The organism is Pseudomonas sp. GD03944 (genome assembly GCF_029839275.1).
Lineage (GTDB): Bacteria > Pseudomonadota > Gammaproteobacteria > Pseudomonadales > Pseudomonadaceae > Aquipseudomonas.
The window spans coordinates 177,768-202,302 of sequence record NZ_JAOCAH010000001.1; the positions used below are offsets into that span (position 1 = coordinate 177,768).

A 24,535-nucleotide genomic window follows, 5' to 3' on the forward strand; every position below is an offset into this window, starting at 1 on the left:
GCCCATGAACGACTGACACGGTGGAACCGATGAGCGACCTGCCCCACTGCGACACCCTGCTGCTGAGCCTGGAAGGCGGCGTGCTGCACGTCACCCTCAACCGCCCGGACAGCCGCAATGCCATGAGCCTGGCCATGGTCGGCGAGCTGCGCGCCACCCTGGAGGCCGTGCGCCATGACCAGGGCGTGCGCGCCATTGTCCTGCGCGGTGCCAACGGGCACTTCTGCGCCGGCGGCGATATCAAGGACATGGCGGGTGCGCGAGCCAAAGGCGGCGACGCCTACCGCGAGCTGAACCGCGCCTTCGGGGCGCTGCTGGAGCACGCCCAGGCCTCGCCCCAGGTGCTGATCGCCGTGCTGGAGGGTGCGGTGCTCGGCGGCGGCTTCGGCCTGGCCTGCGTCTCCGACGTGGCCATCGCCGCCCAGGGCGCCAGGTTCGGCCTGCCAGAGACCACCCTCGGCATCCTGCCGGCGCAGATCGCCCCGTTCGTGGTGCGTCGCGTCGGCCTGACCCAGGCCCGCCGCCTGGCGCTTACCGCCGCGCGCTTCGACGGCAGCGAGGCGCTGCGCCTGGGCCTGGTGCATTACTGCGAAGCCGACGGCGAAGCCCTGGAGCAGCGCCTGGCCGAGGTGATCGGCCAGGTTCGCCAATGCGCCCCCCAGGCCAACGCCCAGACCAAGGCCCTGCTGCTGGCCAGCGAAAGCGAAGCCCTCGGCCCGCTGCTGGACAGCGCCGCCGAACAATTCGCCGCAGCGGTCACGGGCGCCGAAGGGGTCGAGGGGACCATGGCCTTCGTGCAGAAACGCAAGCCCGCGTGGGCTGCCAACTAAACCTTGTGGGAGGGGCTTTAGCCGCGAAACGGCGCTATCCATCGCGGCTAAAGCCCCTCCCACACACTCGACCAAGTAGCACAGCAGGAGCACGAAGATGCCCGCATTCAACAAGATCCTGATTGCCAACCGCGGCGAGATCGCCTGCCGGGTGATGCGCACCGCCCAGGACCTCGGTTACCGCACCGTCGCGGTCTACTCCGAGGCCGACGCCGACGCACGCCACGTACAGCTGGCCGACGAAGCCGTGTGCATCGGCCCGGCCCAGGTCAACCAGTCCTACCTGGTGATCGAGAACATCATCGCCGCCGCCCGCAAGACCGGCGCCGACGCCATCCACCCGGGCTACGGCTTCCTCTCGGAAAACGCCGAGTTCGCCCGGGCCTGCGAGGCCGCCGGTATCGTGTTCATCGGCCCCACCGTGGAAGCCATCCACCTGATGGGCAGCAAGCGCCTGTCGAAGATCGCCATGCTCGAAGCCGGCGTGCCGTGCATCCCCGGCTACGAAGGCGCCGACCAGGACGAAGCGACCCTGACCCGCGAAGCCGAACGCATCGGCTACCCGCTGATGATCAAGGCCAGCGCCGGCGGCGGCGGCCGGGGCATGCGCCTGGTCAACGACGGCAGCGAGCTGGCCGCACAGATCCGCACCGCCCGCTCCGAAGCGCAGAATGCCTTCGGCTCCGGCGAGCTGATCCTCGAGCGGGCGGTGATTCAGCCCCGTCACGTGGAAATCCAGGTGTTCGGCGACCAGCACGGCAACATCGTTTATCTCGGAGAGCGCGATTGCTCGGTGCAGCGCCGCCACCAGAAGGTGGTCGAGGAAGCGCCCTGCCCGGTCATGACCCCGACCCTGCGCCAGGCCATGGGCGAGGCGGCGGTCAAGGCCGCGGCCTCGGTGAACTACGTGGGCGCCGGCACCGTGGAATTCCTGCTGGACGCCAGCGGCGCGTTCTACTTCCTGGAAATGAACACCCGCCTGCAGGTGGAGCACCCGGTCACCGAGCTGATCACCGGCCAGGACCTGGTGGCCTGGCAGATCCGCACGGCCTCCGGCCAGCCCCTGCCCCTGGCGCAGGAGAACATCCGTCTCACCGGCCATGCCATGGAGGTGCGCCTGTACGCCGAGGACGCCGCGCATAACTTCCTGCCCCAGACCGGCACCGCCCTGCGCTGGGAACCGGCGCTGCGCGACGGCATCCGCATCGACCACGGCCTGGTCGAGGGCCAGGCCATCACCCCGTTCTACGACCCGATGCTGGCCAAGGTCATCGCCTACGGCGCCACCCGCGACGAGGCCCGGCGCAAACTGCTGCGCGCCGTCGAGGACTGCGTGCTGCTGGGCGTGAACGGCAACCAGCGCTTCCTGGCCAACCTGCTCGGGCACCCGGAATTCGCCGCTGGCAACGCCACCACCGCCTTCATCGGCGAGCATTTCGCCCAGGACGCCAGCCTCAGCCCGCAGCCGCCATCGGCCCGGGAGCTGGCGGTGGTCGCCGCCCTGCTCTACCAGCGCTCGGCCAGCAGCCGCGCGCACCAGCAGCAGCTCGCCGGCTGGCGCAGCGCCGGCAGTGCGCCCTGGCGCTTCGTGCTGAAACAGGCAGAACAACGCATCGAGGTGGAGCTGCAGGTACTCGGCGACGGCACCCAGCCGCGCCTGCTGGCCACGGTCGGCGAACAGGCGGTGGAACTGACCCTGCTCGCCGCCGACGGTCGCTGGGCCCACGTCGAACTGGACGGTGTGCGCCAGCGCCTGGCCTATCATCTGCAAGGCGACGGCATCTGGCTCTACGGCCACAACGGCAACCTGGAGCTGCAGGACATCACCCACGCCCCGGCCACCGGCAGCAGCGCCGCGGCATCCGGCAGCGTCAAGGCACCGATGGACGGCGCCATCGTCGAAGTGCTGGTCGAGGAAGGCACGACGGTCGCCAAAGGCCAACTGCTGGTAGTGCTGGAAGCGATGAAAATGGAACACCCGCTCAAGGCCGGCGTCGACGGCGTGATCCGCCGGATCGGCGTGAGCCAGGGCGACCAGGTCAAGAACCGCCAGTTGCTGGTGGAGATCGAAGCCGCCGAGGTGTGATCGCCCGGTGGATGAGGCTTGTCTATCACCGCCGATGGCGGATAGGTAAAGCGTCATCCACCCTACGCTGAAGGTACATACCGTGGGAGGGGCTTCAGCCGCGAGCGTCGTTCGGCGCAGCTGAAGCGGATCACCACCCGGTTCCTCCCACGGCGCCCCTAACAACAAGACGGAGCACGCCCATGTCACTGTCCGGCAAGACCCTGTTCATCACCGGCGCCAGCCGCGGCATCGGCCGCGAGATCGCCCTCAAGGCGGCTGCCGACGGCGCCAATATCGTCATCGCGGCCAAGAGCGCCGAACCGCATCCGAAGCTGGAAGGCACCATCCACAGCGTCGCCAGAGAAGTCGAGCAGGCCGGCGGCAAGGCCCTGGCCCTGCAACTGGACGTGCGCGACGAGCAGGCCGTGGCAGCCGCGATGGCCCAGGCGGCCGAGCACTTCGGCGGCATCGACGGCCTGGTCAACAACGCCGGGGCGATCAAGCTGGTGGGCGTGGAGAAGCTCGAACCCAAGCGCTTCGATCTGATGTACCAGATCAACACCCGCGCGGTGATGGTGTGCAGCCAGGCGGCGCTGCCGTACCTGAAGAAAAGCGCCAGCGGCCATATCCTCAACCTCTCGCCGCCGCTCAACCTCGACAGCAAGTGGTTCGCCCAGCACGGCCCCTACACCGTCACCAAGTACGGCATGAGCATGCTCACCCTGGGCATGAGCGAGGAATTCAAGAAGTACGGCATCAGCGTCAACTCGCTGTGGCCGAAGACCATGATCGCCACCGCTGCCATCGAGTTCGAACTGGGCAGCCGCGACGCCTTCAAGCGCGCCCGGGTGCCGCAGATCATGGCCGACGCTGCCCACGCCATTCTCTCCAGCGAGGGTCGCCGCATCACCGGGCGCCTGCTGATCGACGAAGACATCCTGCGTGAACAGGGCGCCACCGAGTTCGAACACTACCGCTTCGATCCCGCGGGCGGCACGCTGATTCCCGACCTGTTCGTCGACTGACCCCAAGCGGCGGCCCGCCTCGAGCGGGTCGCCCTGGCCGGTCGCCCCAGCCATTTGCCCATCTGCCCGGTGCCCGTCGCGCCAGGGCCATACCCCACCCTGTTCGGGCGGTCTAGAGTCCTGGATACCTTCCAGCGACACGTGCGAACATCATGACCCCGGACGACCTGATTTCCCCGCTTCGCTTCCTGGCCCGCCTGCCGGTGCACCTGCCCCGCGTGCCACGCATGCTCCAGGGCCTGTACTACGCCGGCATCCGCAACCGGGACAAGAACCTGTCGCTGGCCTGGGCGCTGGAACGCGCCGTGCAACAGAATCCTGACCGGCCGGCGCTGATGGACGAAGGCCGGCTGCTGACCTACACCCAGTTCAACCGCTGGGCCAACCGCCTGGCCTGGGCCTTCAAGGCCGAGGGCATCCGCCATGGCAGCGTGGTGGCGGTCATGCTGGAAAACCGCCTGGAAGTGCTGGCGATCCTCGCCGCGCTCAGCAAACTCGGGGCGGTGGCCGCCCTGCTCAACACCACCCAGCGCGGCAAGGTGCTGGCCCACAGCGTGAACCTGGTGAAGCCCGACATCGCCGTGGTCGGCGACGAACTGCTCGCCCCGTTCAGCGAGATCGCCGACCAACTGGATAATCGCGCCCTGGGCCGTTACTGGGTGGCCGACCAGGACTGCCTGGCCGACGCGGGGCAGTCGCAGGATGGCTGGAACAACCTGATGGTCCTGGCCCGCCGCCAGGCCGAGAGCAACCCGCCGGACAGCGCCAAGGTGCGGATGAAGGACCCGTGTTTCCTGATCTACACCTCGGGCACCACCGGGTTGCCCAAGGCCTCCATCCTCAGCCACGGCAAGTGGATCAAGGCCTACGGCGGCTTCGGCCACTCCGGCCTGACCCTGAACAATCAGGACGTGCTGTACCTGACCCTGCCCTGCTACCACAACAACGCCGTGACCGTGTGCTGGGGCGCGGCCCTGGCCGGTGGCGCGGCCATCGCCCTGCGCCGCAAGTTCTCCGCCAGCGCCTTCTGGCCGGACGTGCAGCGCTACCGCGCCACCTGCTTCGGCTACATCGGCGAACTGTGCCGCTACCTGCTCAACCAGCCGCCCTGCCCGGCAGAGCAGGACAACAGCCTGCGCTGCATGATCGGCAATGGCCTGCGCCCGTCGATCTGGGCCGAGTTCAAGCAGCGCTTCGGCATCGAGCAGATCACCGAGTTCTACGCCTCCAGCGAAGGCAATATCGGCTTCACCAACGTCTTCAACTTCGACAATACCGTGGGCTTCTCCCCCGCCACCTACGCCATCGTCCGCTATGACCTGGAAAACGACCGGGCCATCCGCACCGCCAAGGGCTTTCTGGAAAAGACCCGCAAGGGCGAGCCCGGCCTGCTGATCAGCGAGATCAGCGCCAAGTGGCCGTTCGACGGCTACACCGACCCGAGCAAGAGCGAAGCGGCGATCCTGCGTGACGTGTTCAAGAAGGGCGACGCCTGGTTCAACACCGGCGACCTCATGCGCGACATCGGCTGCAAGCACACCCAGTTCGTCGACCGCCTGGGCGACACCTTCCGCTGGAAAGGCGAGAACGTCTCCACCACCGAGGTGGAAAACGTGCTGGGTAGCTACCCGGGGGTCGAGGACGCGGTGGTGTATGGGGTGGAGATTCCCGGCACCAACGGCCGCTGCGGCATGGCCGCCCTGCGCCTGCAACCGGGCCAGATCCTGGATGGCGAAGCGCTGGCGCGGTTCCTTGACCGGGAACTCCCCGCCTACGCCGCCCCGCTGTTCATCCGCCTGCTGCGAGAGGTAGAGACCACCGGCACCTTCAAGTACAAGAAGACCGACCTCAAGCAGGCCGGCTACGACCCGCAACAGGTAAGTGATCCGCTGCTGGCGCGGCTACCGGGTGCGGCAGCATTCGAGCCGCTGGATGTGGACGCTTTCGAGGCGATCCAGGCGCAGCGCTACCGCTTCTAGCGCTTGAACTCGAACTGCAATTCGGCGCCTTCGACCGAATCCCAGTAATCCTTGTCCACGTCGTTGGTCAGCAGCTTGCCGCTGACCTGGAAGGGGTTCTGCTCGGGTTTCTTCTCCTCGAACAGCGGTGGCAGCAACGGCACCAGCGCCGCGTCACCCCGATCCTCGGCATTCAGCTGTTCGGCCAGGTCCTTGGGCAGGGACAGGTCCAGCTTGGTCTTGGGCGCCTCTGCCGCAGATTCGGGCGGGGCCTTGGCCGCCACTTTCGGCGGCTTGGGCGCGGCTGCCGGAGCCTTGGGTGCCACCGTCGCAGCCGGCTTGGCCGGTGCTTCGGCCTTGGCGACCTCCGGGGCAGGCTGCTCGACCTCGGTCACCGGCTTCTGCTCGACCGCCGCGGGCGGTGTTTTTTCCGGGACGACCTTGGCCGGCTCGGTTTCCGGCTCACAGGCAGTGAGCAGGGGAACGAGCAACAACAGGGCCAGGTAACGGGGTGCACTCATGACGAACTCGTGGCTATTTGGGAAAGGCTATCTGGAACGACCGCGCCATGCTCGCGCGCAGAACGCCACCTGGCAAGGGTCGGATCACGGTTCCTGTGCCTCCAGGCGGCGCAGCTGTTCGTCCATATCCTGTTGCGGATAACGGCGCTGAAGGTCCTTGAACAGCGCACTGGCTCGGCCTTCCTCGCCTCGCTTGCGCAGCGCCAGCACCTCCTGCAACGCCGGCACCCAGGGCTCGATTTCCGACGAACTGCGCGCCAGCGGAGCGGCGCTGGCGAGGGGGGCCGGAGGTTCCTCGGCCAACATCAGGTCGGCCATAGGACTGCCCTCGGTGGTTTTTTCGGCCTCTTCGCGCAGCACCTTTCGCTCCATCGACGCGGCCGGAGCCGCGTAGCGCTGCATGGCCGGGGCGGCGGGGGCCGGGCTGTCGTAGACCGGTGGCACCTGCTCCAGGGTCTTCAGGCTGAGGCCGAGCCCCAGGCCCAGCAGCGCCAGGCTGCCGAACGCCACCGACCAGCGGGTGCGGCCAGCGCCGCCGAACAGCCAGGCGTGCACCCGGGCCAACGGGCCGGGCGTCGGCTCGACCCGCCGTGCGGCCTGGGTCGCCGCGGCCAGGATGCGCGCATCCAGCTCGGCCGACGGTTCGGCGTCGCTGTGTGCCCGGTAGTGCTGGAGCAGTTGCTGCTCGTCGTGGGGCAGATCGTGTGGACCTTTCATGCGGACACCTCTTCGGCGGCTGGGTCAGCCAGCAGCCGACGTAACTTCTGTAACGCGTAACGCAGACGGCTTTTCACCGTTTCCGCTGGCGTGCGGGTCAACTCGGCGATCTCGTGCAGCTCCAGGTCGCCATGGGCGCGCAGCAGGAACACTTCGCGCTGCTCCGCCGGCAGGTCGTCCAGGGCCGCCTGCAAGCGCGCCTGGTCGCGGCTCAAGTCGAGCTGCTGCTCGGGGCCGGCCTCGGCGCTGGGCTGGTCGTGCACCTGCTCGTCGTAGGCCTCGCTCAAGCCCTGCTGCTTGCCGTGCTTGCGCCAGTGATCGATCAGGCGATTACGGGCGATCTGGTACAGCCAGGTCTTGAACAGCACCGCCTCGCGCTGCACCGACTCGCTGCGGATCAGGCTCAGCCAGGTCTCCTGGAAGACCTCCTCGGCCACACTCGGGTCGCCGCACAGGCCACAGAGGAAACGAAACAGGCCGAGGCGATGGCGCTGGTACAGCTGCGCAAACGCCTCGGCATCGCCTTGCCGGTAACGACGCAGCAGGTGCGCGTCGTCATCGCCGGGAATACTCGCTACAGGGGTGGTCACACTCAGTCGGCCTTGGCAGTGTCGGGGACAGGGTGCTGAGTTTGCAGGCTCTGGGCCAATTCGACCAGTTGCACGAACTCGCCGCGCAGGCCGAAGCGGTCTTCACCCTTGCCGCTGCGCGCCAGTTGGGCGCTGGCGGCCAGGTCGAACGCGCCGGTGTATTGCCCGCCCCGCACTTGCTGGGCGAACGCCGCCACGGCGCTGGCGAAGCGCAGGTCTTCGCTGGCCTCGCCGATCGCCGCCACCTGGGCCGGCGCGGTCACCGGAATTTCCAGCAGGCGGCTGGTAGCCTGCTCCGGGGCCTTGTAGCGAACGCGCAGCAGGGCCAGTTCGCCGGAACGCCCCCTGGTTTCGGCCTTGGCCTGGTAGCGCAGCGGTTCCAGCCAGCCCTTGCCGCCGGCCGGGACGATCTCGTAGAGCGCGGTGACGCTCTGCCCTGCCCCGACTTCACCGGCGTCCACCTTGTCGTTGCTGAAGTCCTCCCGACGCAGCATCCGGTTCTCGTAGCCCAGCAGGCGGTACTCGGCAATCTGGGCCGGGTTGAATTCGACCTGCACCTTCACGTCCTTGGCGACCACGGCCAGGGTCGAACTGAGCTGGTCCACCAGCACTTTGCGCGCCTCGCGCAGGTTGTCGATGTAGGCGTAGTTGCCGTCACCGGCGTCAGCCAGTTGTTCCATCAACTGCTCGTTGTAATTGTCGGTGCCAAAGCCCAGGGTAGTCAGGGAAATGCCCGTCTTGCGCTTGTCGGCAGCCAGGGCCTTGAGCGTCTCGAAATCGCTGATGCCGACGTTGAAGTCACCATCGGTGGCCAGCAGGATGCGGTTGATGCCGCCCTTGATGAAGCCCTTCTGTGCCTGCTGGTACGCCAGTTGGATGCCCGACTCGCCGGCAGTCGAGCCGCCCGCACGCAGTTGTTCGATGGCGCCGCGGATGGTCGCCTTGTCCGAACCGGCGGTGGGTTCCAGCACCACGCTCGACTCACTGGCGTAGACCACCAGCGACACCTTGTCCTGGGCTCGCAGCTGGTCGACCAGCAGCTTCAGGGTGCCCTGCACCATGGGCAAGCCCTCACGGCGGTCCATCGAGCCGGAGACGTCCACCAGGAACACCAGGTTGGCTGGCGGCAGCTGCGCCACGCTGCGGTCTTCCGTGCGAATCGCGATGCGCAGCAGCCGGCTCTCGGGGTTCCACGGCGTCTGCGCCAGCTCGGTGGCCACGCCAAACGGCGCATCACCGGTGGCCTGCGGGTAGGCATAGGGGAAGTAATTGACCAGCTCCTCCAGGCGCACGGCATCGGCCGGCGGCAACTGCCCCTGGTTGAGGAAACGCCGCACATTGGCGTAGCTGCCGGTGTCGACATCCAGGCTGAAGGTGGAGACCGGCGCCTCGCTCACGGCGTGCACCGGGTTGGCCGTCAGGGTCTGGTACTGCTCGCGGTTGGCATCGTGATAACCCGGCAGGGCCTGGTCGACCAGCGGGGCAGCCGGCATCGCGGCGATGGCCGCGGGCGCATAGCGCGCCAGCTCGGCGTGTCGAGCCGGCGGCTGGGCCGACGACTCGTGCAGCACCGCCGTCCCGGCATCGGCCTTGGCGGCCGGTTCGGTACGGGTGTCTGGCGAGGTGGCGTTGCAGGCTGTCAGGGCCAGCAACAGGGTACCGGTAAAACCACACAGCACAGCGGGGTGAGCGAGCGGGCGCATGGTGCATCTCCTGGGATGAAAGAACGCTTCGTCCCAGTAGACGCAACCCTCGCCCGATTCGGGTTAAGCCCCGCGCGGTTTTAGAACGCCGCTTCCTGGCACAGCTGGCTGGCCAGCATGCCCAGGGTCATCAGCGCCCGCTCGGCTTCACGGTTCCACGGAATGCCGCAGTTGAGCCGCACGCAATGGTTGAACTGCTCGGTGTTACTGAAGATCAACCCCGGCGCGATGCTGATGCCCTGCTGCAGCGCCCGCACGTGCAGGTCCTTGGTGTTGACCCGCGCCGGCAGGCTGACCCACAGGATGAAGCCGCCGTTGGGCCGGGTCATCTGCGTGCCTTCCGGGAAGTACTGCTGCACCGCCAGCTGAAAGGCGCTGAGGTTCTTGCGGTACTCCTGGCGGATGTAGCGCAGGTGCCGGTCGTAGCCGCCGTTCTCCAGGTAGGCCGCCACCGCCATCTGCGTAACGCTGCACGCCGAATGGGTGCTGAAGGTCTGCAGGCGCTGGATTTCGTCCTGATACTTGCCGGCGACGATCCAGCCGATACGAACCCCGGGCGACAGGGTCTTGGAGAAGCTCGAGCAGTACACCACCCGCCCCTCGCGGTCATGGGACTTGAGGGCCTTGGTCGGGCTCTGGTCGAACATCAGCTCGCCGTAGATATCGTCCTCGATGATCTGGATGTCGAAGTCGTCGGCCAGGCGCAGCAGTTGCTTCTGCCGCTCCTCGGGAATGGTGCCGCCCAACGGGTTGCTCAGGCGCGCGGTCAGCACCAGGGCCTTGATCGGCCATTGGCTGGCCGCCAGTTGCAAGGCCTCCAGGCTGATCCCCGTGCTCGGGTCACTGGGGATCTCGATGACCTTGAGCCCCAGCAAATCCGCCAGTTGCAGCAAGCCGTAGTAGGTCGGCGATTCGGTGGCGATCAGGTCGCCCGGCTTGGTCAGCACCCGCAATGACATCTGCAGGGCATCGACACAGCCATGGGTGATCACCACCTCCGACGGGTCGACCAGCACACCCGCGTCGCGCATGCGGATCGCCACCTGGCGCCGCAGCGGCTCGAAACCGGGGCTGAACATGTAGCTGAACGCTCGCGGGCTGTGAAAGCGAGTGACCTTGGCCAGTTGCTGGTGCAGCGCGCGCACCGGCAGATAGTCGACGTGGGGAACCGCCGCGCCCAGGGGGAACACCCCTTCGCGCCGCGATTCGGTGAGCACCTGGTTGATGATGCTGCTGCGGGTGACCAGGCCAGGCCGCTCGACCCGGGCGATGTCCGGAGTTTCGGCGGTCAACGCCGGGGTCTGGTGCACATAAAAGCCAGACTGCGGCCGGGCACGGATCAGCCCCAGGTCTTCGAGGTTGGCGTAGGCCTGCAGCACCGTGGCATGGCTGACGTTCAACTGCGAACTCATCTTGCGCACCGAGGGCACCCGCTCCCCTGGCTGGTAGACGCCGCGGCGGATGTCTTCTGCCAGTTGCTGGGCGATGCGCTGATAGAGCAACAGATTGGTCATGGCCGTGATCTCACTTTACTGGACCGTAACAGTAACCGGATGACACACAATTGCACCGGTACAGATAAAGGGATTGTGGACGATACAGTGCCGATGCGCCAATGACTGTATCGGTCTAGTCGATTTTCAGGCGTAACTGTCTCTTACCGACGTCGGATTTCTGTTGCCCGGAAACGAAAAAGCCGCTCACGAGAGCGGCTTTTGGGGAACCCAGAGAGCTGTCAGCGGCTGGCGCCCAGGCGTCCCTGCTCGTCAGAGAAGACGATTTCGACGCGACGGTTCTGCGCACGGCCCTTCTCCGAGGCGTTCTCCGCCACCGGGAAGCGTTCGCCATACCCCTGCACCTCGATGCGCTTGGCATCGATGCCCAGGTCCACCAGCACGTCGGCCACGGTTTGCGCCCGCGCCCGGGACAGCGCCTGGTTTTCCTGCTTGTCGCCGCTGCTGTCGCTGTACCCCTCGATGCGCACGATCCGGCGCGGGTTGAGCTGGAGGAACTGCACCAGCTTGAGCACCGTGCGGTTGGCCGAAGCCTTGAGGTCGGCGTGACCGGTGTCGAACAGCACATCGCCCAGGGTCATTACCAGGCCACGCTCGGTTTCGGTGGTGGCAAGGCTGACCATCTGCTCTTCCAGCCAGTTGCTCTGCTCCTGCACGCTGAGCAGCTTGGCCTCGCGCAGGGCCAGTTGCAGGCGCTGGCGTTCGAGCTCCAGCTTGGCCGCCCGCTCCTGGTTGACCTGCAGGCTGCTCTTCTCGGCGGCGATTTCGCTGTAGCGCTGGCTCAGGTAGGCGTAGTGGCCCACATCACTGGCACTGCCCCAGTAGCTCGACAGGCGATCGGCGCGGGCCAGGGATTCCCCGGCGCGAATCACGTCCTTGGGTGCGCTGCGCAGCACGCTGGGGTCTTCCTTCACGGTCTGGAACTGATTGCGGGCGCTTTCCAGGGCCTCGCTGCTGTTCTGCTGCTGGCCGGCGCACCCGCCCAGTGCCAGCAGAGCGCAGCCGATGAATACCGGGCGAATGCTCATTTCACTTCCCCCAGTTGCCGACGCAGGCGGTTGATGCGCTCGTTCAGCTCACGCAACTGATCCTGGCTTTTCTGGGTGAGCACCCGGGCTTCGGCCAGGCGCGCGTCCAGTTCGGCCTGCTCGGCCAGCAGACGGGCATCCTTGAACGCTTCGCGGGTCATGGCCGCCTGGGCCTGCTGCAATTTGTCCTCGGCCTGCCGCAGCTCCTCGACCTGCTCGGTCGCGCCCACGGCACGGGCTTGCGCCACCGCCTGTTCGGTCAGGCGCAGCTGTTCGGTCGGGGCGGGATCGTTGGCACAACCAGCCAACGCCAGGAGAGCCAGAGCGGCACATGAAAATCGGATAGTCAAAACGGTTTCCTACGGATTCGGGTCGCCGACCGGCTGCAGCTGCTGTTCTTTCCAACGCTGGAGATTGCGTTGCAACAGGGTCTCCGGCAGGCCATCAGCCGCCAATTCTGTCATTTTTTTCGCCAATTGTCCGCGCAGCCAGGGTTCGTTACAGGCGGAGTTGTGCGACAGGGTCAGGTACAGACCTTCACTGGAAATCGGAGGTTCCAGAATTTCCAGATCATCTTCCATGCCCAGCGTCTCGGCGAGGGCCAACCCCGGGTAGCGCTCGTAGAGCACGTAGTCGGTGCGCCCCAGCAGCAGCTTCTGAAAGGCCTGGGTCAGGCTGGAGACCCCTTCCAGGGTCAGGCTGGTCTTGGCGTAGGCATCGAATTGCTGGCCGAAGCTGTTACCCACCAGGGTATCCCCGGTATGGCCCTGGAGGTCTTCCCAGCCCGCGTAGGGAAAGGCTTCGCCCTTCTTCACCCAGACCACGTTGGGGGTCCAGTAGAACGCCGGATGGACGTAGTCCATGCTGTCCAGCCGCTGCAGGGTCAGGAAGGCGCCGGCGAGCAGGTCGACGCGACCGGTGCGCACTTCGTCCTGGGCGCGGGACCAGGGACCGGTGTAGATCACGTCGATCACCACGCCCAGTTCGTCGCCAAGGTGCTTCAGCAGGTCGGCGTTGGCACCGATCAATTGCTGGGGATTCTGCGGGTCGCGCCAGAGATAGGGGGGGTATTCAGGGTTGCCGGTGGCCACCAGGCGTTCGCATTTTCCGGCCGCCGTCACCGTGCCCGACAGAACCGTCGCGCCGATCCCTAGCAGCAGAAGTTTCAGTAGACCACGTACACGCATTAGCGAACTTCCCGGCTCAACCTGTGATACCCCCGCGGATGCAAGGCGGGAGCGGCTCTGTTCATGCTAGCGTAAGAATCGCTAAATAATAATTAGCGATAAGGACACGCCATGAAAAAACTGATACTCGGCCTGATACTGCTGCTCGTCGGCATCGCCGGTGTGTTTTACCTGAGTCCGGCGGCCCTGGTAGGCAGTATGCGCCTGGTCGAGCAGCAGCTCGCAGGACTCGACAGCAAACGACTCACTGTCGGCGATCTTAGCATCCATTACTACGAAGGCGGCCCGGCCAGTGCCGAGACCTTGCTGCTGGTACACGGATTCGGTGCCGACAAGGACAACTGGCTGCGTTTCGCCCGCCACTTCACATCCCGTTATCGGGTCATCGCCCTCGACCTGCCCGGCTTCGGCGACAGCGACAAACCGCACGCCAGCTACGACGTCGGCACCCAGGCCGAGCGCATCGCCACCTTTACCCAGGCACTGGGCATCCAGCGCCTGCACCTGGTCGGCAACTGCATGGGCGGGCACATCAGCGCCCTGTACGCCGCGCGCTACCCCGAGCAGGTCCTGTCCGCCGGGCTGTTCGCGCCCAGCGGTGTCCAGGCGCCGCGCAAGAGCGAATTCTTTCAGCGCCTGGAACAGGGCGAAGCCAACCCGCTGGTGGCGCGCTCGACGGAAGACTTCCAGGCCTTGCTGAAGCTCGTGTTCGTCGAGCCGCCCGCCCTGCCCCAGGGCGTCACGGACTACCTGGCAGAACGCTCCATCGCCAATGCCGATCACTACCAGGCGGTGTTCGAGCAACTGGTCACACGCTACATCCCGTTGGAACCGGAGCTGCCCCGCATCAAGGCGCCCACCCTGTTGCTGTGGGGCGAGCAGGACCGCGTACTGGACGTGTCCAGCATCGAGGTCATGGAGCCCCTGCTCAAGCACCCGAGCGTGGTGGTCATGGCGCACTGCGGCCACGCCCCGATGATCGAACGTCCCGAGGAAACCGCCATGCACTATCAGGCTTTTCTCGATGCGCTGGCACCCGAACAGACCGGGACGCCACCCGAGGCCTGAAAAAAAAACCCGCTCGATGAGCGGGTTTTTCGTGTCGGGAGAAACCGGTTTACACCAGTTTTTCCAGCTCCGGTACGGCTTCGAACAGGTCCGCGACCAGGCCGTAATCGGCAACCTGGAAGATCGGCGCCTCTTCGTCCTTGTTGATCGCGACGATCACCTTGGAGTCCTTCATGCCGGCCAGGTGCTGGATGGCACCCGAGATACCGACGGCGATGTACAGCTGCGGCGCAACGATCTTGCCGGTCTGGCCGACCTGCATGTCGTTCGGTACGAAACCGGCGTCGACCGCGGCGCGCGAAGCACCTACGGCAGCGCCCAGCTTGTCGGCCAGGGCGTACAGGTGCTTGAAGTTGTCACCGTTCTGCATGCCGCGGCCGCCGGAAACGACGATCTTGGCAGCGGTCAGCTCAGGACGGTCCGACTTGGCCAGCTCTTCGCCCACGAAGGACGACTTGCCGGCGTCGGCACCCGACGATACCGCTTCGACAGCGGCACTGCCGCCTTCGGCAGCTACCGCGTCGAAACCGGTGGTACGCACGGTGATGACCTTGACCGACGCGCTGGACTGCACGGTGGCAATGGCGTTACCGGCGTAGATCGGGCGCTTGAAGGTGTCAGCGCTTTCAACGGCGACGATCTCGGAGATCTGGTCAACGTCCAGCTGCGCGGCGACGCGCGGCAGGATGTTCTTGCCGTTGCTGGTAGCGGCAGCCAGGATGTGGCTGTAACCCTTGCCCAGTTCGGCAACCAGCGGCGCGACGTTTTCCGGCAGCTGGTGAGCGAAGGCAGCGTTGTCGGCAACCAGCACCTTGGAGACGCCAGCGACCTTGGCCGCGGCTTCGGCAGCAGCGCCACAGGCGGCACCGGCAACCAGAACGTGGATGTCGCCACCGATCTTTTGAGCAGCTGCAACGGTGTTCAGCGTGGCAGGTGCCAGGGCGGCATTGGTGTGTTCAGCGATAACCAGGATAGTCATTTAGATTACCTTCGCCTCGTTCTTCAGTTTCTCGACCAGTTCAGCCACGGACTTGACCTTGATGCCGGCGCTGCGGGCAGCAGGCGCTTCGACTTTCAGGGTCTTCACGGTGGACGTGGTGGCGACGCCCAGGGCGTCCGGGGTCACGACGTCCAGCGGCTTTTTCTTGGCCTTCATGATGTTCGGCAGCGACGCGTAGCGCGGCTCGTTCAGGCGCAGGTCGGTGGTGACGATCGCCGGCAGGTTCAGCGCGACGGTCTGCAGGCCGCCGTCGATCTCGCGGGTGACGTTGACCTTGTCGCCGGCCACTTCGACCTTGGAGGCGAAGGTGCCCTGGGCGAAACCGGTCAGCGCGCCCAGCATCTGGCCGGTCTGGTTGTTATCGCTGTCGATGGCCTGTTTGCCCATGATGATCAGCTGCGGCTGCTCCTTGTCGGAAACGGCCTTGAGCAGCTTGGCCACGGCCAGAGAGTTCAGCTCGTCAGCGGATTCGACCAGGATGGCGCGGTCGGCACCCAGTGCCAGTGCCGTGCGCAGCTGCTCTTGGGCAGTGGTCGGGCCAATGGTAACGACGACGATTTCGCTCGCCACACCCTTCTCTTTCAGGCGTACGGCTTCTTCCACGGCGATTTCGCAGAAAGGGTTCATCGACATCTTGACGTTCGCAAGATCAACGCCGCTGTTGTCCGCTTTGACGCGAACCTTGACGTTGTAGTCGACCACTCGTTTGACAGCTACAAGAACCTTCATGGATTCCTCGTTACTCTCCGGTGAATAGGAATGTCGCCAAGGCGAACATGCGGGTGATGCTCATCGGCCGGGACCGACTCATGCTCAGACGGCGAACGCAAAACCGCCCGTATCTTGACCGCACGACCTAGCCCGGTCAATACAGCGAACCGGCCAGTCATCCGCGATGTAGTAGGATTCTAGCAGGCCTACAGAAAATTCAAACAAACGTTTGTATTGGACCGGCGAGAGGGTGTAGATATAATGCGCCGGCATCGCAGATGGAACGCGCCTGATCGCCATATAACTAGATAGAGCCTTGAGTAGGAGATAACCCTGTGGAACGCGAATTTATGGAATTCGACGTCGTCATCGTCGGCGCCGGCCCTGCCGGTTTGTCCGCCGCTTGCCGACTGAAGCAGAAAGCCGCCGAAGCGGGTAAAGAAATCAGCGTCTGCGTGGTCGAAAAAGGCTCTGAAGTCGGCGCTCATATCCTGTCTGGTGCGGTGTTCGAACCCCGCGCCCTGAACGAATTGTTCCCGGACTGGAAAGAGCTCGGCGCCCCGCTGAACACCCCGGTCACGCGCGACGACATCTATATGTTGAAAAACGCGGACTCCGCCGTCAAGGTTCCCGGCCTGTTTGTGCCCAAAACCATGCACAACGAAGGCAACTACATCATCTCCCTGGGCAACCTGTGCCGCTGGCTGGCCCAGCAGGCCGAAGGCCTGGGCGTGGAAATCTACCCGGGCTTCGCCGCCCAGGAAGCGCTCATCGACGAAAACGGCGTGGTGCGCGGCATCGTCACCGGCGACCTGGGCGTGGACCGTGAAGGCCACCCGAAAGACGGCTACTACACCCCCGGCATGGAACTGCGTGGCAAGTACACCCTGTTCGCCGAAGGCTGCCGCGGCCACATCGGCAAGCAACTGATCGCCAAGTACGACCTGGCCTCCGAAGCCGATGCCCAGCACTACGGCATCGGCATCAAGGAAATCTGGGACATCGACCCGTCCAAGCACGAGCAGGGCCTGGTGGTGCACACCGCCGGCTGGCCGCTGGACGACGAGAACCTGGGCGGCTCGTTCCTCTATCACCTGGAAAACAATCAGGTGGTCGTCGGCCTGATCGTCGACCTGTCCTACTCCAACCCGTTCCTGTCGCCGTTCGACGAGTTCCAGCGCTACAAGCACCACCCGGTGATCGCTCAATACCTGGAAGGCGGCAAGCGTGTGTCCTACGGTGCCCGCGCGATCTGCAAAGGCGGCCTGAATTCCCTGCCGAAGATGGTCTTCCCGGGCGGCGCGCTGATCGGCTGCGACCTCGGCACCCTGAACTTCGCCAAGATCAAGGGCAGCCACACCGCCATGAAGTCCGGCATGCTCGCGGCCGACGCCGTGGCAGACGTGCTCCTGGCCGATGGCCAGGGCGGCGACCTGCTCAATGGCTATGTCGACGGCTTCAAGGCAAGCTGGCTGTACGACGAGCTGTTCCGCAGCCGTAACTTCGGCGCGGCGATCCACAAGTACGGCGCCCTGCTTGGCGGTGCGTTCAACTTCATCGACCAGAACATCTTCGGCGGCAAGATCCCCTTCACCCTGCACGACAACAAGCCGGACCATGCCTGCCTGAAACCGGCAGCGGAATCGAAGCGCATCGACTACCCGAAACCGGACGGCAAGCTGAGCTTCGACAAACTCTCCTCGGTGTTCCTCTCCAACACCAACCACGAGGAAGAGCAGCCTTGCCACCTGAAGCTCACCGACCCGAGCATTCCGCTGGCCAAGAACCTGCCGCTGTACGACGAACCGGCGCAGCGCTACTGCCCGGCCGGCGTGTACGAAGTCGTGAGACAGGAAGACGGCGAGAAGAAGTTCCAGATCAACGCGCAGAACTGCGTGCACTGCAAGACCTGCGACATCAAGGACCCGGCCCAGAACATCACCTGGGTGGCGCCTGAGGGCGCCGGCGGGCCTAACTACCCCAACATGTAAGCAACAGAAAAAGGCTCCCTCGGGAGCCTTTTTCTTTTATGCGTTTCTCAGTGAACTCCTGTCGGCGTACTCAATCGGGTTGCGGGCCGATGGGGAAGAACTGCCCCTCGCTCCACACGCCCAGCCAGGTCTGGCCGTCGATCTCCCGGGGCACCGCCAGCTCGACCAGTTGGTAGAACACGTTGCGGTGGATCAGCGCCTCCAGGTTGCTGCGCACATGCACATAGGGCGACGGCTCCTGGGTCTGCTCGTCCAGTTCGACGCGCAGCAGGTGTTCGGGGCCGGCCACCACCTCATCCTCGACGTTGGTGATGAAGCGCAGGCGCTGGGCCTCGCCCTCTCCTTCCACCTGCACGCTGACCGCAACGAATGGCGCGTCATCGACCGTGATGCCGACCATCTCCACCGGGGTGACCAGCACGTAGCCGTCGTCATCACGGCGCAGAATGGTGGAGAACAGGCGCACCATGGGTTTGCGACCGATCGGCGTGCCCATGTAGTACCAAGTGCCGTCACGGGCGATGCGCATGTCGATATGCCCGCAGAATTCCGGATGCCACAGGTGCACGGGCGGCAGGCCCTTTTCGCTCTTGGGAATCTGCGCCAGCAGGTCGTTGGCCTTGCCTGTGTCGGTCATCGGGTACTCCTTACGGTTGCAGCCCCAGCAGGCTGCGGGCGTATTCCTGCAGGGGCGGGCCCAGCAGGTCTTCCGGTTGGGCATCGTAGAACGTCAGGAAACCGCCGCGGCTGCGGATCCGTGCGGTGTCGACGAGGTAGCGCGTATTGGTTTCGATCAGCATCAGCTGCAGCACGCTGCGGTCGGTGCCCAGGCGGCTCAGCTCTTCCTCTTCTTCCCACTCTTCCTGGGTGCCGATACGGTCATCGGAGTAGGCGAAACGGGTGTACAGCAGGTAATGAGCGCCCGCACCACGGGCCTCGCTCATCGCCTCCTCCAGGCCAACCGGCATCCGCGCCCGGCGCACCATGGGGAAGTACTCGACGAAGCCGTTGAAGGCCTCCTCCGCCACCACGTTGGGCCGCGGGTAGCCGCCGCCGCCCGGCGGCACGAAATGGCCCTGGGCGATGTAGATGAAGGAATCCTGCTGCAGCCGGCGCGATGCCATGCGCTCGGTATGGCCGTGGTCCAGGAACCCGGCGTCACGCAGGTGGTACTCGGTGCCCGAGACCATATCACTGACGTTCATGCAGCCTCCGAGGGTCAGCAACGCCAGCACGGCAATCAAACTACGCATGTCATTCCTCCGCTGCCGGCGACGGAAAACCGGCGAATGGAGCGGTGATGCAGATTCCACGCCAGTCAGAGGCCACGCTGCCATTCCTGGCGCAGCCCGGCCTGCTGCGGACGCTCGATGGCCTCGCGCACCTGCGCCAGCAGCCGGGCCTTGTCCGCCCCGAGCGTGCCCTTGAGCACCAGGTAGTTGGAAGCATGGTCACTGCGAAAGACCGTGTCGCTCAGCTCCAGGCCAGCCAGCAGACGCTCGACCTCGGCGAACAGCCCCTGCTGATCGAGCGCCTGAAAGCCGGCGAAATCCTGGCGAAAACGCGCTTCCCCTTGAGGAAAACTGACCACCAGGGTCGAGAGGAATTCAGGTTGCGCCGCATTCATCAGGCGCGCCGAGTTATCGGCATGCTGGGCACTCAAGGCGGTGCCGCCTAGGCCGTTGAGGATCATTACCGAACGGCTGATGCCCGCCTGCCCCAGCTTGTCCAGGGCGCTGAGGCTGGAGTCGTAAGTCTCGCCCTTGCTGACCCGTGCCAGGACCTCGTCATCGCCCGACTCGCAGCCGACATAGGCCATCTTCAAGCCGGCGTCGGCCAACGCCTTCAGCTCCCCGACGGACTTCTTGCGCAGGTTGCGCGGCAGGCAGTAGCTGGAGACCCGCTCGACCTCCGGCAGGTAACGCCGGATCGCCTCGAGAATGGCCAGCAGACGCCGCGTCGGCAGCACCAGGGCGTCGCCGTCCGCCAGGAAGACCCGCTGCACGATCAATTGCTCGCCGGCCCGGCGGATTTCTTCCAACACCTCGGCTTCATCCCGGGCACGGAATTTCTTCTGCGGCTGAGTGTACATCTCGCAGAAAGTGCAGCGATTCCACGAACAACCGTTGGTCACGGGCAGGATCAGCGAGTGCGCTTCGCTGGGCGGGCGAAACACCGGCTCGATGTACTGGATGGGGAAACTACTCATCGGCGCATCAGCCGCCAATGATCTTCATCACCGTCGCGCCCCCGGCGAAGGCGATGTCCTGCTTGTCGCCCAGGGCCCGGACCAGCAGCCGCTGCAGGGCCGGCAAGGCCTGGTGACGCGGCTTGTCGAGCAGGTCGCCGACGTAGTGACGGTTGCTCGACGACAGGCAGCCATGCAGCCAGCCGGTGGACGACAGGCGCAGCCGCGAGCAGGTGCGGCAGAACGGTACGCTCTCATTGGCGATCACGCCGAAGAAGCCTCGCCCGGGGATCTCGTAGCGCAGTGCGGTGGCATCCAGCGGCGCCGCCGCCTGGGTGTATGCGTGCCGCTCACCGATCATGCTGAGCAACTCCGGCATGCCGACGAACTGCTGGACGAAGTCATTACCCGCGCGCGCCAGGTGTCCCATGCGCATCAGCTCGATGAAACGCAGCTCATCACCCTGCTCCAGGCAGTAGTCGAGCAACGGCAGCACCTGGTCGAGGTTCTGCCCACGCAGCGGCACCATGTTGACCTTGATTTTCATACCGGCGGCCCGGGCGTCGGCCATCCCCGCCAGCACCGTCTCCAGGTCGCCGCCCCGGGCGATACGCCGGAAGGCGTCCGGGTCCAGGGTGTCGAGGGACACATTGAGACGGCGAATACCGGCGTCCACCAGGATCGGCAGCTTGCGCGACAGCAACTGGGCGTTGGTGGTCAGGCTGATGTCCGCCAGCCCCAGGCGCCCGACTTCACGCAGGAAGGGTTCGAGCTTGGGGCTGACCAGCGGCTCACCGCCGGTAATGCGCAGGCGCTCGATGCCGGCGGCCTCGATCAGGTAGGCCACGCCCCGCACCATGGCTTCGGCGGACAGCTCGTCCTGGGCCGCGACCAGCCGCTTGCCGTCCGGCACACAGTAGGTGCAGGCATAGTTGCAGGCAGCGGTGAGGCTGATGCGCAGGTTACGGAAGCGTCTGCCCTGGCGGTCGACGATCATGGAAAGCTCCGGCGAGTGGTAGCTCGGAGTATATCGCTGCAACCGGTCCGAGCACATGCACAGCATGCACCCGGCACCGATTGATGGCGATCAGTTGGCGGGGGTTTCGCTGTCGCGCTTGCGCTTGTTGCCCATGCGCACGCCGATGTCCATCAGGAACTGGAAGAACCCTTCCTGATCCTCAAGCACATTGCTCCAGAACGGCGAGTGATAGAGCGCCACGGCACCGTGCACCAGCGCCCAGGCGGCGCAGTAGTGGAAGTACGGCGGCACGTCCTCCAGCTTGCCCTCGGCGATGCGCCCCTTGATCAGTTGGGTCAGGCGCTCGAAGTTGGACGCGCGGATCTTGTGCAGCTGCTCGACCATCTCCGGCACCTGGTTGCCCTTGACTACCTTTTCTTCCAGGCGGTCGAACAGCCGGTAGCGCTGGGGGTCACGCATGCGGAACTCGAAGTAGGCGCGGGACAGGGCTTCCTTGTCGCGGTCGACATCGGCCGAATGCAGCAGCTCGTTCAAATCGCGCTCGTAGTCGAGCATCAGGCGCAGGTAGATCTCTGCCTTGGATTTGAAGTGTTTGTAGATGGTGCCTTTGCCGATACCCACGGCATCGGCGATCATCTCGACCGTGACACTGTCTTCGCCCTGTTCCAGGAACAGTTTCAGGGCGGTGTCGAGGATTTCCTGTTCGCGGCGACGAAACTCACGAACTTTACGAGGTTCTTTCTGCATAAAGAGACTAAAGGGTCGAAAATCGAAGCCGCGTATTATGCCTAAATGCCGCTAAATTGCACGGATCATCCGACCATGTATGCCATTCAAGACGAATTTCCGCAACATCCCGACCTGCGCTACCTGAACCACGCCGCCGTCGCACCCTGGCCAAAGCGCGCCGTTCAGGCGGTCACAGCGTTCGCGGCCGAGAATGCCCTGACCGGCGCCCGGGACTATTCCGAGTGGCTGGCAGTCGAGCAACGCCTGCGTGAACGCCTGGCACGCCTGCTGAACGCACCGTCCACCGCCGACATCGCGCTGGTCAAGAACACCTCCGAAGCGCTGTCGTTCGTGGCCTTCGGCCTGGACTGGCAGCCCGGCGACCAGATCGTCATCAGTGACGAGGAGTTCCCGTCCAACCGCATCGTCTGGGAAGCGTTGAAGCCCATGGGCGTCGAGGTGATTCAGGTCAGCCTGAAGAACGGCGACCCGGAAGGTGCCCTGCTCGCCGCCTGCACGCCGCGCACGCGCCTGCTGTCGATCAGCTCGGTGCAGTTCGCCAGCGGCCTGCGCCTGGACCTGCCGCGCCTCGGCCAGGGCTGCCGGCAGAACGGCGTGCTGTTCTGCGTGGACGCCATCCAGCAACTGGGCGCCCTGCCCTTCGACGCCCAGGCCTGCGACTGCGCATTCGCCATGGCTGACGGTCACAAGTGGCTGCTGGGCCCGGAAGGCCTTGGGGTGTTCTATTGCCGCAGCGACCTGCGCGAACAGCTGAAGCTGCATGAGTATGGCTGGCACATGCTCGAACACGCCGGCGACTACCAGCGCACCGACTGGCAGCCCGCCCGCACGGCGCGGCGTTTCGAGTGCGGCAGCCCGAACATGCTCGGCGCCATGGCCCTCGAGGCGAGCCTGTCGCTGCTGCAGGAGGTGGGCATGGACGAGGTCGGCAAGGCGCTGGAGAGCCGCGTGCAATGGCTGATCGACGGCCTGCAGGCGATTCCCGGTACACAGTTGCTGAGCACCCTGGAGCCAGAGCGCCGCGCGGGCATCGTCACCTTCAGCCTGGACGGCTGGGACAATGCCGCCCTGTTCGAGCGCCTGAAAGCCGAGCAGGTCATTTGCGTGCCCCGCGGTGGCGGCATCCGCCTGTCGCCGCATTTCTACACCGAAAGCCGGGTCATCGAGGACACACTGGGGCTGCTGAGGCAGCTGGCAGCAGGATGAGGACTCAGCAGCCACGCGGGTATTCCAAAACTGTTTAAAAAACGCTCAATTCAGCCTGGACGCGCAGCAAACTTCACCAATACTCAAGGGTACTGGTGTGCGGCATCTCCCCCCAAGTGCCCCACCAGCCAAGGTACCGTGGACCGCGTACCTTGATTTACTCCTAATGGTCTTAACCCGGATTCATCCCCCAGAACCCGGGTTTTTTTTGCCCTCAGGATCGTGCCGCGGCGTTACGCCTGACCGACACGCGCCAGGGGGAACAGCCGCTTGAAGTTGTCGCCCGTCTGCTCGGCCAGCGTTTCGAAGCTCACACCGCGCAAGGTCGCCAGGTACTCGGCGACCTCGCGCACGTACTGCGGCAGGTTCGGCTTGCCGCGATGCGGAATGGGCGCCAGGTAGGGGGAATCGGTTTCGACCAGCAGACGGTCCGCCGGCACCTGTCGAGCCACTTCGCGCAGGGCATCGGCGTTGCGGAAGGTGACGATGCCGGACAGGGAAATGTAGAAGCCGATATCCAGGGCGGCCTTGGCCATCTCCCAATCCTCGGTGAAACAATGCAGCACGCCGGCCTGGGGCAAGGCCGCCTCGCGCAGCAGCACAAGGGTATCGGCCCGGGCTTCGCGGGTGTGCACGATCACGGGCTTGCCGGTGATCCGCGCCGCGTCGAGGTGCAGACGAAACGCCGCCTGCTGCAGCTCCGCCGCCTCCGGCTCGTAATGGTAATCCAGGCCAGTTTCACCGATTGCCACCACCCGGGGGTGATTCAGTTCGCCCAGCAGCCAGTCCAGGGCAGGCTCGGCGCCTGGCTCCAGGTCCAGCGGGTGCACGCCGACCGAGCAATCGACATCCGCATAGCGCTCGGCCAGGCCTTTGACGGCAGCCGCGTTGTCGGCGCTGACGCCGATGCACAGGAAATGGCCGACACCGCGCGCACGCGCGGCGTCCAGGGCCGCGTCGAGGGAACCGCCATGGGCGGACAGGTCGAGACGGTCGAGGTGGCAGTGGGAATCGATCAGCACGGCGGGCAACTCAGGCAGAGACAAGGCCCGAATTGTAATCGAAACAGCGGGATAAGGACGCGAGAGGGTTTTCGCCGCGACGACCAAGGCGTCGCGGCAGGGAATCACATGGTGTGGGTCGGACGATCGGACTTCAGCGCACCGGCCAGGTAGGTTTCGATCTTGTTGCGCGCGGTGCTGTCACCGTCGTTGAACTGCACACCGACACCCGCCGCACGGTTGCCCTGGGCGCCCTTCGGGGTGATCCACACCACCTTGCCGGCCACCGGGATCTTCTCCGGCTCGTCCATCAGGTTGAGCAGCATGAACACTTCATCGCCCAGCTTGTAGCTCTTGTTGGTCGGAATGAACAAGCCGCCGTTCTTGATGAACGGCATGTAGGCGGCGTAGAGCACGGACTTGTCCTTGATAGTCAGAGACAAGATTCCATTACGCGGACCCAGATTAGGTGGCAAGCTCATGCGGCATTCCTGGCTTTA

General features: G+C 65.2%; 24 protein-coding genes. 7 read left to right on the forward strand and 17 right to left on the reverse strand.

Translation table 11 applies throughout. The annotated features are described in order from the left end of the window. The first annotated feature begins 29 nt into the window (after window positions 1-29). From N5C28_RS00855 to N5C28_RS00870, 4 genes are all read left to right on the forward strand, one after another. Window positions 30-830 carry an enoyl-CoA hydratase-related protein gene (locus tag N5C28_RS00855; protein ID WP_279819010.1) on the forward strand — a complete coding sequence of 267 codons (801 nt, stop codon included), beginning with the start codon at window positions 30-32 and terminating at the stop codon, window positions 828-830. A gap of 97 nt (window positions 831-927) precedes the next feature. Then, window positions 928-2,916 carry an acetyl/propionyl/methylcrotonyl-CoA carboxylase subunit alpha gene (locus N5C28_RS00860; protein ID WP_279819014.1) on the forward strand — a complete coding sequence of 663 codons (1,989 nt, stop codon included), beginning with the start codon at window positions 928-930 and terminating at the stop codon, window positions 2,914-2,916. A gap of 182 nt (window positions 2,917-3,098) precedes the next feature. Then, entirely contained in the window at window positions 3,099-3,923 is an 825-nt protein-coding gene (locus N5C28_RS00865) for an NAD(P)-dependent oxidoreductase (protein WP_279819016.1), read from the forward strand. 152 nt (window positions 3,924-4,075) lie between these two features. Continuing rightward, a complete protein-coding gene (locus N5C28_RS00870) occupies window positions 4,076-5,902 on the forward strand; it encodes a long-chain-acyl-CoA synthetase (RefSeq protein WP_279819019.1) in 1,827 nt (608 codons plus the stop codon). Here the strand turns inward: N5C28_RS00870 and N5C28_RS00875 are convergent. From N5C28_RS00875 to N5C28_RS00910, 8 genes are all read right to left on the reverse strand, one after another. Next, window positions 5,899-6,402, reverse strand: a complete 504-nt coding sequence (locus N5C28_RS00875) for a hypothetical protein (RefSeq protein WP_279819022.1) — start codon at window positions 6,400-6,402, stop codon at window positions 5,899-5,901. The genes N5C28_RS00870 and N5C28_RS00875 overlap by 4 nt on opposite strands. An 84-nt stretch (window positions 6,403-6,486) precedes the next feature. Beyond that, window positions 6,487-7,119, reverse strand: coding sequence for a hypothetical protein (locus N5C28_RS00880; protein ID WP_279819024.1), 633 nt, complete (start codon window positions 7,117-7,119; stop codon window positions 6,487-6,489). After that, the gene (locus N5C28_RS00885) at window positions 7,116-7,709 is read right to left on the reverse strand and encodes an RNA polymerase sigma factor (protein WP_279819027.1); all 594 of its coding nucleotides are present in this window, start codon (window positions 7,707-7,709) and stop codon (window positions 7,116-7,118) included. The genes N5C28_RS00880 and N5C28_RS00885 overlap by 4 nt, the downstream gene beginning before the upstream one ends. 2 nt (window positions 7,710-7,711) lie before the next feature. Beyond that, window positions 7,712-9,412 carry a VWA domain-containing protein gene (locus N5C28_RS00890; protein ID WP_279819030.1) on the reverse strand — a complete coding sequence of 567 codons (1,701 nt, stop codon included), beginning with the start codon at window positions 9,410-9,412 and terminating at the stop codon, window positions 7,712-7,714. Between the two features lie 80 nt (window positions 9,413-9,492). Then, the gene (locus N5C28_RS00895) at window positions 9,493-10,926 is read right to left on the reverse strand and encodes a PLP-dependent aminotransferase family protein (RefSeq protein ID WP_279819033.1); all 1,434 of its coding nucleotides are present in this window, start codon (window positions 10,924-10,926) and stop codon (window positions 9,493-9,495) included. Between the two features lie 221 nt (window positions 10,927-11,147). Further along, complete coding sequence (locus N5C28_RS00900) at window positions 11,148-11,954, reverse strand: OmpA family protein (RefSeq protein ID WP_279819036.1); 807 nt, start codon at window positions 11,952-11,954, stop codon at window positions 11,148-11,150. Further along, on the reverse strand, window positions 11,951-12,304 hold the full coding sequence (locus N5C28_RS00905; protein WP_279819038.1) for a DUF4398 domain-containing protein: 354 nt from the start codon (window positions 12,302-12,304) through the stop codon (window positions 11,951-11,953). The genes N5C28_RS00900 and N5C28_RS00905 overlap by 4 nt, the downstream gene beginning before the upstream one ends. 9 nt (window positions 12,305-12,313) lie before the next feature. After that, on the reverse strand, window positions 12,314-13,141 hold the full coding sequence (locus tag N5C28_RS00910) for a transporter substrate-binding domain-containing protein (RefSeq protein ID WP_279819041.1): 828 nt from the start codon (window positions 13,139-13,141) through the stop codon (window positions 12,314-12,316). A 111-nt stretch (window positions 13,142-13,252) separates the two neighbouring features. On the opposite strand from N5C28_RS00910, the gene N5C28_RS00915 reads away from it, so the two are divergent. Further along, complete coding sequence (locus N5C28_RS00915) at window positions 13,253-14,209, forward strand: alpha/beta hydrolase (RefSeq protein WP_279819043.1); 957 nt, start codon at window positions 13,253-13,255, stop codon at window positions 14,207-14,209. A 49-nt stretch (window positions 14,210-14,258) separates the two neighbouring features. Here the strand turns inward: N5C28_RS00915 and N5C28_RS00920 are convergent, their stop codons facing one another. After that, window positions 14,259-15,188, reverse strand: a complete 930-nt coding sequence (locus N5C28_RS00920; protein ID WP_279819045.1) for an FAD-binding protein — start codon at window positions 15,186-15,188, stop codon at window positions 14,259-14,261. After that, entirely contained in the window at window positions 15,189-15,938 is a 750-nt protein-coding gene (locus N5C28_RS00925; protein ID WP_279819048.1) for an electron transfer flavoprotein subunit beta/FixA family protein, read from the reverse strand. A gap of 317 nt (window positions 15,939-16,255) precedes the next feature. Here N5C28_RS00925 and N5C28_RS00930 point away from each other — a divergent pair, with 317 nt between their 5' ends. Continuing rightward, window positions 16,256-17,911, forward strand: coding sequence for an electron transfer flavoprotein-ubiquinone oxidoreductase (locus N5C28_RS00930; RefSeq protein WP_279819051.1), 1,656 nt, complete (start codon window positions 16,256-16,258; stop codon window positions 17,909-17,911). A gap of 70 nt (window positions 17,912-17,981) precedes the next feature. Here the strand turns inward: N5C28_RS00930 and N5C28_RS00935 are convergent, their stop codons facing one another. The 5 genes from N5C28_RS00935 to N5C28_RS00955 form a co-directional block, all read right to left on the reverse strand. Then, window positions 17,982-18,548, reverse strand: a complete 567-nt coding sequence (locus tag N5C28_RS00935; protein ID WP_279819053.1) for a DUF1285 domain-containing protein — start codon at window positions 18,546-18,548, stop codon at window positions 17,982-17,984. Between the two features lie 10 nt (window positions 18,549-18,558). After that, window positions 18,559-19,164, reverse strand: coding sequence for a DUF4823 domain-containing protein (locus tag N5C28_RS00940; RefSeq protein WP_279819055.1), 606 nt, complete (start codon window positions 19,162-19,164; stop codon window positions 18,559-18,561). Window positions 19,165-19,229: 65 nt separating this feature from the next. Beyond that, window positions 19,230-20,120, reverse strand: a complete 891-nt coding sequence (locus tag N5C28_RS00945; RefSeq protein ID WP_279819058.1) for a radical SAM protein — start codon at window positions 20,118-20,120, stop codon at window positions 19,230-19,232. A 7-nt stretch (window positions 20,121-20,127) separates the two neighbouring features. Beyond that, the gene (locus tag N5C28_RS00950; protein WP_279819061.1) at window positions 20,128-21,096 is read right to left on the reverse strand and encodes a radical SAM protein; all 969 of its coding nucleotides are present in this window, start codon (window positions 21,094-21,096) and stop codon (window positions 20,128-20,130) included. 90 nt (window positions 21,097-21,186) lie between these two features. Then, window positions 21,187-21,825, reverse strand: coding sequence for a TetR/AcrR family transcriptional regulator (locus N5C28_RS00955; RefSeq protein ID WP_279819064.1), 639 nt, complete (start codon window positions 21,823-21,825; stop codon window positions 21,187-21,189). A 75-nt stretch (window positions 21,826-21,900) separates the two neighbouring features. Here N5C28_RS00955 and N5C28_RS00960 point away from each other — a divergent pair, with 75 nt between their 5' ends. Further along, the gene (locus N5C28_RS00960; protein WP_279819067.1) at window positions 21,901-23,034 is read left to right on the forward strand and encodes an aminotransferase class V-fold PLP-dependent enzyme; all 1,134 of its coding nucleotides are present in this window, start codon (window positions 21,901-21,903) and stop codon (window positions 23,032-23,034) included. A 233-nt stretch (window positions 23,035-23,267) separates the two neighbouring features. Here the strand turns inward: N5C28_RS00960 and N5C28_RS00965 are convergent, their stop codons facing one another. Both N5C28_RS00965 and N5C28_RS00970 read right to left on the reverse strand, forming a co-directional pair. Then, window positions 23,268-24,056, reverse strand: coding sequence for a TatD family hydrolase (locus N5C28_RS00965; RefSeq protein WP_279819069.1), 789 nt, complete (start codon window positions 24,054-24,056; stop codon window positions 23,268-23,270). A gap of 104 nt (window positions 24,057-24,160) precedes the next feature. Then, window positions 24,161-24,517 carry a PilZ domain-containing protein gene (locus N5C28_RS00970; protein WP_279819072.1) on the reverse strand — a complete coding sequence of 119 codons (357 nt, stop codon included), beginning with the start codon at window positions 24,515-24,517 and terminating at the stop codon, window positions 24,161-24,163. Window positions 24,518-24,535: the final 18 nt, after the last annotated feature.

What these genes read in the sequence shown, in the direction of transcription:
- N5C28_RS00855 (WP_279819010.1), top strand. Translation starts at nt 30, where the DNA reads ATGAGCGACCTGCCCCACTGCGACACCCTGCTGCTGAGCCTGGAAGGC.
- N5C28_RS00860 (WP_279819014.1), top strand. Translation starts at nt 928, where the DNA reads ATGCCCGCATTCAACAAGATCCTGATTGCCAACCGCGGCGAGATCGCC.
- N5C28_RS00865 (WP_279819016.1), top strand. Translation starts at nt 3,099, where the DNA reads ATGTCACTGTCCGGCAAGACCCTGTTCATCACCGGCGCCAGCCGCGGC.
- N5C28_RS00870 (WP_279819019.1), top strand. Translation starts at nt 4,076, where the DNA reads ATGACCCCGGACGACCTGATTTCCCCGCTTCGCTTCCTGGCCCGCCTG.
- N5C28_RS00875 (WP_279819022.1), bottom strand. Translation starts at nt 6,402, where the DNA reads ATGAGTGCACCCCGTTACCTGGCCCTGTTGTTGCTCGTTCCCCTGCTC.
- N5C28_RS00880 (WP_279819024.1), bottom strand. Translation starts at nt 7,119, where the DNA reads ATGAAAGGTCCACACGATCTGCCCCACGACGAGCAGCAACTGCTCCAG.
- N5C28_RS00890 (WP_279819030.1), bottom strand. Translation starts at nt 9,412, where the DNA reads ATGCGCCCGCTCGCTCACCCCGCTGTGCTGTGTGGTTTTACCGGTACC.
- N5C28_RS00895 (WP_279819033.1), bottom strand. Translation starts at nt 10,926, where the DNA reads ATGACCAATCTGTTGCTCTATCAGCGCATCGCCCAGCAACTGGCAGAA.
- N5C28_RS00900 (WP_279819036.1), bottom strand. Translation starts at nt 11,954, where the DNA reads ATGAGCATTCGCCCGGTATTCATCGGCTGCGCTCTGCTGGCACTGGGC.
- N5C28_RS00910 (WP_279819041.1), bottom strand. Translation starts at nt 13,141, where the DNA reads ATGCGTGTACGTGGTCTACTGAAACTTCTGCTGCTAGGGATCGGCGCG.
- N5C28_RS00915 (WP_279819043.1), top strand. Translation starts at nt 13,253, where the DNA reads ATGAAAAAACTGATACTCGGCCTGATACTGCTGCTCGTCGGCATCGCC.
- N5C28_RS00920 (WP_279819045.1), bottom strand. Translation starts at nt 15,188, where the DNA reads ATGACTATCCTGGTTATCGCTGAACACACCAATGCCGCCCTGGCACCT.
- N5C28_RS00925 (WP_279819048.1), bottom strand. Translation starts at nt 15,938, where the DNA reads ATGAAGGTTCTTGTAGCTGTCAAACGAGTGGTCGACTACAACGTCAAG.
- N5C28_RS00935 (WP_279819053.1), bottom strand. Translation starts at nt 18,548, where the DNA reads ATGACCGACACAGGCAAGGCCAACGACCTGCTGGCGCAGATTCCCAAG.
- N5C28_RS00940 (WP_279819055.1), bottom strand. Translation starts at nt 19,164, where the DNA reads ATGCGTAGTTTGATTGCCGTGCTGGCGTTGCTGACCCTCGGAGGCTGC.
- N5C28_RS00945 (WP_279819058.1), bottom strand. Translation starts at nt 20,120, where the DNA reads ATGAGTAGTTTCCCCATCCAGTACATCGAGCCGGTGTTTCGCCCGCCC.
- N5C28_RS00950 (WP_279819061.1), bottom strand. Translation starts at nt 21,096, where the DNA reads ATGATCGTCGACCGCCAGGGCAGACGCTTCCGTAACCTGCGCATCAGC.
- N5C28_RS00955 (WP_279819064.1), bottom strand. Translation starts at nt 21,825, where the DNA reads ATGCAGAAAGAACCTCGTAAAGTTCGTGAGTTTCGTCGCCGCGAACAG.
- N5C28_RS00960 (WP_279819067.1), top strand. Translation starts at nt 21,901, where the DNA reads ATGTATGCCATTCAAGACGAATTTCCGCAACATCCCGACCTGCGCTAC.
- N5C28_RS00970 (WP_279819072.1), bottom strand. Translation starts at nt 24,517, where the DNA reads ATGAGCTTGCCACCTAATCTGGGTCCGCGTAATGGAATCTTGTCTCTG.